This is a genomic window from Variovorax sp. KK3, assembly GCF_001984055.1.
Classification (GTDB): Bacteria; Pseudomonadota; Gammaproteobacteria; order Burkholderiales; family Burkholderiaceae_C; genus Variovorax.
In genome coordinates this window covers 38,843-50,330 of record NZ_LYVO01000022.1, presented here as the reverse complement: position 1 = coordinate 50,330, position 11,488 = coordinate 38,843, and the positions used below count along the sequence as shown (strand labels likewise).

13 protein-coding genes and 1 pseudogene are annotated in these 11,488 nt (G+C 64.5%); 9 read left to right on the top strand and 5 right to left on the bottom strand.

The features are described from left to right. The first annotated feature begins 82 nt into the window (after window positions 1–82). Complete coding sequence (locus B0W80_RS34890; RefSeq protein WP_143684597.1) at window positions 83–310, top strand: hypothetical protein; 228 nt, start codon at window positions 83–85, stop codon at window positions 308–310. A gap of 362 nt (window positions 311–672) precedes the next feature. Here B0W80_RS34890 and B0W80_RS13025 read toward each other — a convergent pair whose 3' ends face one another. From B0W80_RS13025 to B0W80_RS36485, 4 genes and pseudogenes are all read right to left on the bottom strand, one after another. Beyond that, on the bottom strand, window positions 673–1,032 hold the full coding sequence (locus B0W80_RS13025) for a hypothetical protein (protein ID WP_076999566.1): 360 nt from the start codon (window positions 1,030–1,032) through the stop codon (window positions 673–675). 45 nt (window positions 1,033–1,077) lie between these two features. Continuing rightward, complete coding sequence (tnpB, locus tag B0W80_RS13020) at window positions 1,078–1,413, bottom strand: IS66 family insertion sequence element accessory protein TnpB (RefSeq protein WP_076999565.1); 336 nt, start codon at window positions 1,411–1,413, stop codon at window positions 1,078–1,080. Next, a complete protein-coding gene (locus B0W80_RS13015) occupies window positions 1,410–1,796 on the bottom strand; it encodes a transposase (protein ID WP_076999564.1) in 387 nt (128 codons plus the stop codon). The genes tnpB and B0W80_RS13015 overlap by 4 nt, the downstream gene beginning before the upstream one ends. Window positions 1,797–2,530: 734 nt before the next feature. Continuing rightward, window positions 2,531–2,899: pseudogene (locus B0W80_RS36485) on the bottom strand (MFS transporter); the annotation flags it as partial. Window positions 2,900–3,134: 235 nt separating this feature from the next. On the opposite strand from B0W80_RS36485, the gene B0W80_RS13005 reads away from it, so the two are divergent. From B0W80_RS13005 to B0W80_RS12995, 3 genes are all read left to right on the top strand, one after another. After that, complete coding sequence (locus tag B0W80_RS13005) at window positions 3,135–3,386, top strand: AbrB/MazE/SpoVT family DNA-binding domain-containing protein (RefSeq protein ID WP_076999562.1); 252 nt, start codon at window positions 3,135–3,137, stop codon at window positions 3,384–3,386. After that, window positions 3,383–3,778 carry a type II toxin-antitoxin system VapC family toxin gene (locus B0W80_RS13000; RefSeq protein WP_076999561.1) on the top strand — a complete coding sequence of 132 codons (396 nt, stop codon included), beginning with the start codon at window positions 3,383–3,385 and terminating at the stop codon, window positions 3,776–3,778. The genes B0W80_RS13005 and B0W80_RS13000 overlap by 4 nt, the downstream gene beginning before the upstream one ends. 366 nt (window positions 3,779–4,144) lie before the next feature. Next, window positions 4,145–4,579: a hypothetical protein gene (locus tag B0W80_RS12995; RefSeq protein WP_143684596.1), complete on the top strand. Its 435-nt coding sequence runs from the start codon at window positions 4,145–4,147 to the stop codon at window positions 4,577–4,579. A 725-nt stretch (window positions 4,580–5,304) separates the two neighbouring features. Here the strand turns inward: B0W80_RS12995 and B0W80_RS12990 are convergent. Continuing rightward, window positions 5,305–6,066, bottom strand: coding sequence for an IclR family transcriptional regulator (locus B0W80_RS12990; protein ID WP_076999559.1), 762 nt, complete (start codon window positions 6,064–6,066; stop codon window positions 5,305–5,307). 162 nt (window positions 6,067–6,228) lie between these two features. On the opposite strand from B0W80_RS12990, the gene B0W80_RS12985 reads away from it, so the two are divergent. The 5 genes from B0W80_RS12985 to B0W80_RS12965 are packed head-to-tail and all read left to right on the top strand — an operon-like array spanning window position 6,229 to window position 11,477. Beyond that, window positions 6,229–6,981, top strand: coding sequence for an SDR family NAD(P)-dependent oxidoreductase (locus B0W80_RS12985; RefSeq protein ID WP_076999558.1), 753 nt, complete (start codon window positions 6,229–6,231; stop codon window positions 6,979–6,981). Next, entirely contained in the window at window positions 6,978–7,499 is a 522-nt protein-coding gene (locus B0W80_RS12980) for a MaoC/PaaZ C-terminal domain-containing protein (RefSeq protein ID WP_076999557.1), read from the top strand. The genes B0W80_RS12985 and B0W80_RS12980 overlap by 4 nt, the downstream gene beginning before the upstream one ends. After that, window positions 7,496–9,643 carry an acetate--CoA ligase family protein gene (locus B0W80_RS12975; RefSeq protein WP_076999556.1) on the top strand — a complete coding sequence of 716 codons (2,148 nt, stop codon included), beginning with the start codon at window positions 7,496–7,498 and terminating at the stop codon, window positions 9,641–9,643. The genes B0W80_RS12980 and B0W80_RS12975 overlap by 4 nt, the downstream gene beginning before the upstream one ends. Before the next feature lie 5 nt (window positions 9,644–9,648). Next, the gene (locus B0W80_RS12970) at window positions 9,649–10,431 is read left to right on the top strand and encodes a citryl-CoA lyase (RefSeq protein WP_076999610.1); all 783 of its coding nucleotides are present in this window, start codon (window positions 9,649–9,651) and stop codon (window positions 10,429–10,431) included. Window positions 10,432–10,487: 56 nt separating this feature from the next. Further along, window positions 10,488–11,477, top strand: a complete 990-nt coding sequence (locus B0W80_RS12965) for a tripartite tricarboxylate transporter substrate binding protein (RefSeq protein WP_076999555.1) — start codon at window positions 10,488–10,490, stop codon at window positions 11,475–11,477. Window positions 11,478–11,488: the final 11 nt, after the last annotated feature.

Below are 11,488 nucleotides of genomic sequence, written 5' to 3'. Positions count from 1 at the left end.
ACACCTGCGCCTCGGCCGCGTCCGTGTCCTGTTCGGACGGCCTTGCTCACGCGGGCCTTCTCACGCTTTTGAGGAGCGCGCCTTGTCAGTTTTGAGTTCCACCATGGATCTGTGGAGAGCAGCAGAGCGTACCGTCGAGGAAGCAGAGCATTCATGGCTCACGGCTGTCTACTCGAGTGATGTCGAGGTCCAACTCGTTCAGCAACGGCACGTTGAACTTGTTGAAGCGCGCGCGGCCGCGCAAATCCTGTTTGCGCAGTCGCTGAACGAAACAGCAGCGACGGGCGCGGCTTCTCGGAACACGGCTTGACGCTGTGCTCCGAGGCTGAAACGACGTGCGCCGGCTGGGAATGGCCTGCCAGGAGAAAGAGCCTGCTGGAGCCGAGGGTGATGGCGGCTCTTGGCCCGAAGCCGTCTGGCCTCAGCGGGATTGCACCGCGCTGGATAACCGCGCTGGAGAACGTGTCGGCAATGGTTGGGCCGACTCGAGCGCCCACTCGACGGGCCCCCGAATGCAGTCCACTCGCTCCGTCGAGTCGCTGTTCCGCGTCCCGGGATTCCCTGGGGCACGCGTCGACGCCGCGGTTCCGTAGGGAATCCTTCTCACAGCGGGCGTGGAAGGCTCTCTAAAACGTCCCGCCGCGGCGAACGTCAGGCATGCTTGACGATGCCCTATTCGACCCGAAACGGTGCCACGTAGTACGAATCCATCGGGATGGCCTCGGCTGGGTAGCCAGGGTGGGACGCCGGTTGAACGGGCTCGCAGTTGCCGGCCGACGTGCGCTGCGAGTAGATCGGGTACGTTCCGATGCTCTTGGTCTTTGGCATGTAGGCAATGTAGCGGCCGTTGCCATCCTTGTAGCCCACGACCGGGACCGTGCCCGCCACGGTCACGGAAACACCTGGAAGGATCGGATTGCCCGCGCAGTTGGGTGCGCCAAACCAGATGCCTGCGACGGTGTCGACCGGGCGCAGTTCGCCAACTGCGCCTTCAATCCTGAGCGAAACCAGCGCTTCGCCGTACCTGAACACGACGAAGCGCCAATTGATCGCGTCGGTATGACCCGGCGCGCTCGTCTACGTGCGCATGATGAGTTGCATCTGCTGCAGCCGCTGCCAAGGCAGGCCCACGACGAGCGCGTCGAACTGGGCCTGTGTCAACGCAGGCACTGCCTTTGAGCCAGAGGCTGGCCACGCGAACCGGCACTCGTTAAGACGCCGCGCTGCACACCACAGCCCAAAGCCATCGTGCACGAGCAGCTTGATGCGAGTGGCACGAGCATTGGCGAACACGTAGCCGTGGTGAGCCTGCGCGGCGCCGAAGACCTGCACGACGCTCGTCAACAGTCGCTCCGCTCCGGCTCGCATGTCGATCGGCTCGACCGCCAGCCACATCGCGTCGATCCGGATCATTGCAGCAGCTCTCGCATCCATGCCGCGCACTGCGCCGCCGCAGTCGCCGGCCAGATCACGACGATCTTGGTTGTGCCTCGCTGCAGCTCGACTCGGATGTCGCTCACCGGCGCAGGCGACGGCAGTGGCAGCGGCAGCGGCACGAATTTGGTTACCGGCCGCTTGACCGGGTTCGTTGCGCCGATCTCCTTCACATCTTCCCGCTCGGCCTCTGCGTCCTTAACCCAACGGCGCACCAGATTCGCGTTGATGCCATTGGCCATCGCCACCGACGCCGACGACACGCCCGGCTTGCTACACGCCGCCACGACGTGCGCCTTGAACTCGGCGCTGTGCTTGCGTCGACGCCGACGCTCGCCGCTAAGAGCAACTGAAGTGTCCATTTCTCCACCAAGAAGTTAAGTGGAGTAGTGGAGCCTTGCGTGCTCAACGAAATCAAGATGGGACGGCTGGCCGCTTACGTCTACCGCGCGCATCTGGCTCGATCGCTGAGTCAGCGTCTACGAAGTTCGCGGCACCTCCTGGGAGCCCGTTGCGTCAAGCATCCTACGCCGGTGCGAGAACCTTAACGGCTCGTCAAGTTCAACCGGCCCGCTAAGCTGCAGCGTTCTAGAAAGCCGCAGCATTTGGTACACGCGAACTCACCGGTACTAGCGTAAGCGCCGACCAAACTGGCGACAACGAGCAACTTCAACAGCTGGAGTCTTGATCTCCACGCTTGTTGTTTACCGAGTGGATGGCGTAGCTAAGACAAAGTCACCTTCGCGACCGCCGGTATTGGGCAAGGGCTTGCTGGTGTCACCGTCATGGACGAATGAATTGACGGGGCTGGTTTGTCGGCTCAATTGTCAGCCAGCGAAGGTATGCGCTCGATCAGTTTGTCGAGCGTCACCGGGTAATCGCGCACGCGGACGCCAGTCGCGTTGTAGATGGCATTGGCCACCGCCACGCTCACGCCCGATCGCGAGCGCCGCGCCCAGAAGCGCCAGTCTCTGAACCCATCGAAGGCATTAAAAAAAGCCGCCGCGATCCGGCGCTGCAACCGTGTTGCATAGGTGTCTCCTGTTGTGCGTGCGGCCGCCATGCTCGCGCCGGGGATGCACAGCGTCCAGAAACCCGCGAGTCGGGCCGAGAGCAGCGGATGAATCTTGCGAAGCACACTGAACTCCAGGATTCGCGCGCCGACCTGCGCCGGTCCAACCAAAGCGCCGAAGGCGACCGCCGCTGTAAGGCTGGCGCCTGCGGCCATCAGTAGTTGCAGCAGGTGGGCAGCCATCGCGGTGCTGATGAACTAGGTATTGCGAAAACCACGGCCAGCAGCACGATGCCTTGAGCGGGCTGGTCGCGTGCGCATCGGTGTCGGATTCGACCTGGGATGCTCCTCGAGCGTCCGACGCCCTGGTCGTTTCGGGCAACACCAGTTCAGCGGCAGCCCAATGAACAGGTGCAGCGCCGCCCAACCGAAGCATGCGCCCCGCCGGCCGAACTGCGCTTACAGGAACGTGGACAGGAGAGCGGGCCAAAGTGGGGGCTCCACTTTGGCCCGCTCTCCCTCACGGCCGCGCATCGCTTTAGCAAGCATATCGGTGCTCGAGAATCTGGCGTGGTTTGCTGCGTCGATTGCACGGGGCGCGGCTGTCGACGATATGGGAGGGGGATGTTTTGACGGTAATGCATTTATCCATTACCATCCCCAGCATGTCACGCTGGAGTCCATCGTCATGACCACATTGACCGTCACCGCCCGGGGCCAGGTCACGTTCCGCAAGGAAGTGCTGCACCACTTGGGCATCAAGCCAGGCGAAAAGATCGAGTTGGATCTGCTCCCGGATGGCCGGGGCATCCTTAAGGCAGCGCGGCCGACTGGAACGATCGAGGGCTTCCTTGGACTGCTCGCCGGTCGGACAAACAAAGTCGCCACGATTGACGAAATCAACGAAGCGACTGCGCGAGGCTGGGCGGGCAAGGAGTGAAGGTCACAGTCGATACCAACGTTCTTGTTCGAGCCGTGGTGCGCGACGACGCTGCGCAAGCGAGCATCGCCGCCAAGCTCTTGATCGATGCGAAACTCATAGCGATCGCACTGCCGTCCTTGTGTGAGTTCGTATGGGTACTTCGCAGGGTCTACGGCTTCCAGCCCGCGGATGTGGCTGCTGCGATTCGCGCGCTGCTGGAAACGGCTAACGTGCAAATGAACAGGCCCGCGGTTGAGTCGGGCCTGGCATCACTGGAAGCGGGCGGGGACTTCGCAGATGGAGTCATTGCCTATGAGGGCAATTGGCTCGGCGGCGAAGTCTTTGTGTCGTTCGACAAGAAAGCCGTCGCACTGCTGACCGAGCGAGGGGAACCAGCACGACTGTTGTGAGGGCCACGCGCTGGCCCTGACCTCGCTCGCTGCCGAGGACACGAGCGCATTCGACCGTTCCTTGCCGCGCCGCCGGCCTCGTGGGAGGCTCGCGCGCGAATGCGCGCGGCCCGCCTGGCGAAATCGGCGCCGGGCTTCGATCGACGGGCATGTCCGGCAGCCTCTGTTGGCGTTCTCAGATCCAAGTCCTCAATGGGTCTGGCTTCAGAAGCGCTATGCCAGCGTGATGTCGTATCGGCTCGCGCGCCAGTCCTTGCTCATAGCTTTACCGGTGCGACAGAGCTCCCGGGCTCCAGCATTCGCTCGAACGTGCAGCGCATCGGGGCTAAGCTCGAGTCTGAGATGGAGCGCCGGATCGATAGGATCTTGGAAGAGAACTTTCACGACGGCGAAGTCATTGCCGATGCAAAAGATGCAGTGCATGCCCTGCAGGTAGACGCCGGCTACGTGCGTGGCCTTCCCCGCGTGGAAGGCAGGAGTTGGATCTCGGTGATTGCCTCGAAAGTGGTTCGTCCAGCGAGCCGGCGCACGCACGCGCATGCGTACTCGATCGGCTTTGAACCTGTGCTGAAGGGTCTGCGGCAGGAAGCGTTCCTCGTATCGGTCGGTATTGGTCGAGAGGCACCTGCGACGGTATTGTGCGACGGCGGCGAAGACGTCTATGCTGCCGGTCGATTGGGTGAGCGAAGCGAACGCATTCTGGACTGGTTCCACATCGGTATGCGATTTGAGCATGTGCACTTGGCTCTGCAAGGACTGCGCGGCGTAGACCTGGATGAGCGCGAGCGCCTCCAGCGGTGAGCGTCTGGAGTAATGTGGCTGCTGTGGCACGGTCAAGCGGACAGATGCTTACAGCGGCTGGAAGGGTTGCGCAGAAACAAGGGCTGGGTGGGCAAGCGCAATAACGCCCTTGGGAGACTCATCGCCTACCTGCGGCGCAATCAAACCTTGTCGGCGAACTATGGATTACGACGCAGTCGAGGCTTGCCGATTTCATCAGCTGGGCCGAATCGGCTGTGGACCATGTCGTCGGGCAACGGATGAAGCGCAATGGTCACATGCGCTGGACACGCCGGGGAGCGAACAATCTCTTGCAGGTGCGCTGTGCGTTTCTGAACGGTCAGGACGTACGCAACTTCAAGCGATGGAATCCATCGTCGACATCGACGCTTGAATCAGCCTAGCGCGGTCCTAATACGGCCAAGTCTTGCCCCTAGTTTTGCTCGCTCCCACGCCGTACTTTGATCAAACTAGCGATGACTAAGAACTCCAACACGCATTGACTCATCGGATTTGCTACTTGCGCTGACCCGTTGCCTCACGTAATTTGCTACCCGCCGGATGGTCCGGCGAGCAGCCTCCTGCGCGTTTGGCCTTCTGCGCCAAGCGCGGTGTGACGTGGATGTCGCGGCACGTCTTTACAAAGCCTCGGGCGTCATGTGCGTTGCCGGCGCGAAGGTACGCGGTTGCTCAGGCCGTCCACACCGGACAGCGTCAGGAGGGTCGAAGCTCGAAATGCGAGATTTCTAGGTCACATCCACAGAAGGCGTGGTTTCATCGAACAACTTTTCGGCCACCTTGATCAATGCGTTCAAGTAGCTGGCCTGGTACATCTTCAGTCGGGATTGGGCTCCAGCGACAGCGATCGCAAACAACTCGCCATTGACGCGCCCAGCGACAGACATCGACGCCAATCCCTCGCTGCCTTCGTTCTCGACGAGTGCCCACCCCTGAGCGCGGAATGAAGCGACCTGCGCGATCAGGTCGGCAGGGTGCGTCAAAGTGTTCGAGGCCATCTGCGGCCACGGCATGCGCGTGAGTTCGCGCTCGACGTCGTCCACCGTCATGTGCGCGAGGATGGCCTTCCCCATGGCCGACACGTGCAGGCTGAGCCTGTCGCCGCGCGCCGAGGAGTAGCGCAGGGCCTCGTGCCCGGCGGCGAAGGCGCGCACCGTGACGACACCCTTGTGCAGCGATCCGCACAACGCACTTTCGCTGGTCTTGTTCCGCAACTCTTCACACGCCTGGGCCAGGCGCGCCGTCACGCCGACGTTTTCATCGATCTCCGTGGCCATCGCGAACAGTCGGCCCGTGGGATAGAGCCGCCGATTCTTCACCGATCGCGCGAGATAGCCGATGTCGATCAGCGTGCTCACCAGGTCCGAGCAACTGCTGACGGGGAGCTCGAGTTGCTGGGCCAGTTCGACATTGGTCATCTCGCGCTTCTCGCGTGCGAAGACTTCGAACAGCGCGAGCGCTCGAGCGGCTGCAGGGACATGTGAGGGCATATGAAATCCGAAATTTCGTACGTGGCGGATGGTAACAGGCAGTATGCACGGCGCCTCCGGGCAAAGCCCCTTCGCGGAACTGCGAAAAGCGTTTGACTGAATCCGATATACCGTATGACAATTACGATCAGTCGGATTAACGATTTTGTTTGGAGCATTCGAATGGACTTTGGATTGAAGGACCGCGTGGTCTTGATCTCTGGCGCGGGCCGAGGCATCGGCCGCGTCACGGCTCTCACCTTCGCGGCGGAGGGCGCAGCCGTCGCTGTGGTCGACATGGACGGCGATGCGGCCGACGGCGTCGCCGGTGAGATCCGCGCCACGGGCGGGCGCAGCGCGGCCTTCGCGTGCGACATCACCCAGAGCGCGCACGTGGAGGCCATGGTGACTTCCGTCCAGTCCACGCTCGGCGGCGTCGACGTGCTGGTGAACAACGCGGGCATCTCGCGCGACGTGACCTTGCTCAAGATGCAAGAGAGCGATTGGGATCGGGTGATGGACGTGAATATGAAGGGCACGTTCCATTGCTGCCGCGCCGTGCTCCCGCACATGAAGGCGCGCAGGTGGGGACGCGTCATCAACCTGAGTTCGCGTTCCATCTTCGGCAACCCGGGGCAGACCAGCTACAGCGCCTCCAAGCTGGCCATCGTGGGATTCACCCGGTCGCTCTCGCTCGAGCAGGCGCGCAACGGCATCACGGTGAACGCGCTCGCGCCCGGCTTCGTCGAGACCGAGGGCATCAAGAGCCACAGGAGCTACGCGCAGCTCAAGGAGGCCGCCGTCGCCAGGATCCCCGTGGGCTTTCTCGGGCAGCCGGAGGACATCGCGAGCACGATCGTGTTCCTCGCTTCCGAGCAAGCCCGGTACATCACCGGCACGACGGTGTTCGCCACCGGTGGAAGGTTCTCCTCGTGAGCGCCGGCGCGGCTCCGGCTTTGCGGGACATCGAAGCGCTTTCGAATGCGCGCCTGTACTGGGACGACCTCCCGGTCGGCACGTGCTTCGACACGCCCGCACGCAGCATCACCGAAGCCGACGTCGTCGGCTTCGCGAGCCTGACCGGCGACTTCAACCGCCTGCACGTGGATTGCGAGTTCGCCCGCAACAGCGTCTTCGGCCAGCGGCTCGCGCACGGCATGCTGGTGGCGTCGGTCGGCATCGGTCTGGCGACGCGCACGCTCGTGCATCAATTGATCGAGAACACCGCCGTCTCGGTGGTGGAGAACAGGCTTCAGTTCCTCAAGCCGACTTTCATCGGCGACACCATCCATCTGCGCATCGAAGTCATCGAAGCGCGCCCCACGCGCAAGCCGGAGCGCGGCATGACCATCTTTCGCCGCTCGATCATCAACCAGAGGAACGAAACCGTGATCGAGTCGACCGTGACCTATCTCATGAACCGCCGTCCCGACGGCCACGGAGGCACCGCATGAATTCGTCCACTGATTTCAGCGATCTGTCGCACCTGGTCCTGCCGCGCTCGATCGCGCTGGTGGGCGCCTCGGAACGGGCACAGAGCGTGGGCGGCAACACGCTGGAAAACCTCGTCACGCATTCGAGCTTCCGTGGCCGCCTGCATCTCGTGAACCCGGTGCGTCCCGAGATCAATGGCCGCGCCTGCGTCCGGACGATCAGCGATATCCGGGAGGACCTGGACCTCGCCCTGGTCGCGGTCAAGGCCGACCACGTGTTGCCGGTGCTGCAGCAATGCGCGGACCAGCGCGTGAAGTTCGCGATGGTCCTGACCTCCGGCTTCGGCGAGGTCGGCGAAGAAGGCCGCCGCGCCGAGGCCCGGATGCTGGAGATCGCCCGATCCAGCGGCATGCGCATCTACGGCCCGAATTGCCCCGGCTTGAACAACATCAACGCCCGCCTGGGCATGACCTTCTCGCCGGCGTACCGGTTTGACCAGAAGCCCGGCCCGATCGGGCTCGCCACCCAGGGTGGTGGCATGGGCCGCACCGTGATCCAGGCGATGGCGCGCGGCATCGGCACCGGCCTGTGGTTCTCGGGCGGCAACGAAGTAGACCTGGAGGTGAGCGACTTCATCCACTACATGGCCACCGCGGACGACATCAAGGTGATCGTCACGACGCTCGAAGGCGTGCGCAACGGCCCGCGCTTCCTGGCCGCGTGCCAGCACGCGGCGCGGCACGGCAAGCCCGTGGTGGCGATGAAGATCGGCAAGTCCGACTATGGCGTCAAGGCGGCGCAGTCGCACACCGCCGCGATCAGCGGCTCGGCCGAGGTGAACAGCGCGGTGTTCCGTGAACTGGGCGTGATCGAGGTGGACGAGGTCGGCGAGTTGATCGATACCGCGGCCCTGCTGGCGCGCGGCCAGCCGACCGGCAAGGAGAAGGTCGCCGTCTTCTGCTACTCCGGTGGCACGGCAGCGCTGGCCGCCGACAAGGTCGGCACGGCGGGCTTGACGCTGGCCGAATTCGAGGAGACGACGCTCGCAACGCTGCGAACGCAGTTGCCCGACTACGCGGCCATCTCCAATCCGGTGGACACCACGGCCGTGGTGCTGACGAACGCCGAGATCGGATACGCATCGCTCAAGGCGGTCGTGGACGACGCGCAGGTCGGCGCGGTCATCTATCCCATTCCCTTCGACTATGGCGAGGTCACCACCACGGCCGCCGAAAGCGCTGCCCGGGTGCAACGGGAGACCGACAAGCCGATCGTGATGGTCTGGATGAGCGACAAGCTCGGCCAAGGCTACCCGACGCTGGTCGACAACGGCATGGTGCCTGCGCGCTCCGTCGCCGGTGCGGTCGATGCGGTGCGCCGCTATGTCGAATACGGGGCATGGAAGGCGCGCCGCGATGCCGGCTGGATCCCCCAGGCGCTGTCTGGGCCTGCAGCGGCCGGCGGCGACGACGCGCGCGGCCTGCCCGACGTCGCGGGGCCGGTGCGCGAGCACGAGGCCAAGGCCGTGCTCCGCACCTGGGGTGTGCCCGTGCCGCAGTCCCGGTTCGCCGCCAGCGCGGACGATGCGGCGCGCGCCTTCGCCGAAATAAGTGCGCCGGCGGTCGCCATGAAGATCGTCAGCCCGACGATCACGCACAAATCCGATGTGGGAGGCGTTCGTCTCGGCATCGATTCGGCTGACGCGGCCCGGCGGGCGCACACGGAGATGCTGGCCGCCGTGCGCGCCGCAGCACCTGGTCATGTGCTCGATGGCGTGTTGGTCGAACAGATGTCGACCGGCCCTTTCGTCGAAGTCGTGGTCGGCGTGCACAGGGACCCGGCGTTCGGCCACGTCTGCACCGTGGGCCTGGGTGGGATCGCCATCGAGCTGTTCAAGGACGTCAGCCGTCGGCTGCTGCCGCTCGACCGCCGTCGCGCCCGCGAAATGCTCGAAGAAACGCGTTGCATGCGCCTGCTCGCCGGCTTCCGCGGCAGGCCGGCGATGGACGTGGATGCCTTGGTGGATGCGTTGGTCGCCGTGAGCGACATGGTCATGCGCTCACCCCGCATCGAAGAGGTCGAGATCAACCCGATGGCGGTGATGCCGCAGGGCCGCGGCGTCATGGCGCTGGATGCCGTTCTCAATATTTCCCCGAAAACTTGATCACCATGCACACCACCGACATCGGGTATGCCACGGCGGACGCCGTCGTCATCAGAGGCCAGGACTTCAGCACCGAGATCCTGGGCAAGTGCGACTTCGTCGACATGATCCTGCTGACGGCCGTGGGGCGACGGCCGACGGCACAGGAGAAGGTCATGATCAACATGATTCTCGTGATGGCGGCCGGCCATGGGGTCACGCCCAGCGTGCTCTCGGCGCGACTGACCTACCTGGGCGCACCGGAGGCACTGCAGGGTGCGGTGGCAGCGGGCATGCTGGGTGGCGGCAGCGTGTACCTGGGGCCGACCCAGAACATCGCGCAGTCGCTGATCGACGCCTGCAGGCAGCTCGACGCCACGGCCAGCGATGCGGAGGTCCGCCAGTTGGCCGCGGGCTACATCGAAGCTGCGAAGGCGGCGAAGAAGCCGGTGCTCGGCATCGGCAGCGGCACCCACGTCGACGGCGACCCGCGCACGAGCGTCATCCGGCAGCTGTCGCGCGACAACGGCTTCTACGGCCTGCACTGGCGCTTGATGGATGCTGTCGCGGACGTGCTCAGCGAGAACAAGGGTCGCCGCTTCGTCGCCAACGGCGCAGGCGCCATGGGCGCAGCCATCGCCGACATGCAGCTCGACCCGTTGCTGGGGCGCGGCCTGATGCTCACGGGCCGCTGCGCCAGCCTGGTGGCCCACATCCTCGAAGAGCGCGACCGGCCGATCGGACAGGCCGTGTGGGATCTCGTGCTGGAGCACGAGGCACACGCGCAAGCCGGTCATGTCGCGGCATGAAGCGGCATCGCTGCAGAGCCTCTTTGCCGGTAGTTGAACCAAACCCAGGAGACAGAATGAAGATGAAGGACAACCCGGGCCATCGGGCCTGCCGCTCGGCCATCGCGCTGCTCGCCTTCGGTGCCGGTGCCGCGTTTGCGCAGGGCTATCCCAATCGGCCGGTGACGCTGATCGTTCCGTTTCCGGCCGGTGGCGTCACCGACGTCAGCGCGCGCCTCGTGGCGAAAAAGCTCGGTGAAGAGCTCAAACAACCGGTGGTGGTCGACAACCGCCCCGGTGCGGGCGCGTCGATCGGCGCGGGGCTCGTGGCCAAGGCTGCGCCCGACGGCTACACCCTGCTCGTCGGCACGCTGGCCAACATCGTGGTCAACAGCTACGTCTACAAGGACACGCTCCCCTACAAGCCGCTCGAGGCGTTCACGCCGGTGCATGGGACCATGGCCCTGCCGTTGGTGGTCGTGGCCAAGGGCGGTTCGCCGTTCAAGACCTTCGCGGGGATGATCCAAAGTGCCCGCGCGCAGCCCGGCAAGTTGACCTACGGGTCGGCGGGCGCCGGCTCGGTGGCGCACTTGGCGGCCGAGTTGTTGCAGGCGCAAAGCAGATCGGCGCTTGTCCACGTGCCCTACAAGGGCAGTGCCCCGGCGATCACCGACCTGCTGGGCGGCAACATCGACCTCGCCTTCGATTACGCATCGTCGACCGCGACGCATGTCAAGGCCGGCAAGCTCACCGCCCTGGCCGTGACGGGGCCGACGCGTCTTGCCGCTCTGCCGGGGGTGCCCACGCTCGCCGAATCCGGCTTCGCCGGTGCGCAGGTCAGCTCCTGGATCGGCCTCTTCGCACCCGCCGCCACGCCCCGCGCGACGGTGGACACGCTGAGTGCCGCGATGACGCGTGTCATGGCGAACAAGGAGGTGGCGGACGCCATCGTGGACGCGGGCGGCACCGTGTTCCCATTGAAGCCCGCCGAGTTCAAGAGCTTCATCGAGAGCGAGCATCAGCGATGGAAGCCCATCATCGAGAAGCTCGACATCAAGCCCAACTGAGCGGACCCCCA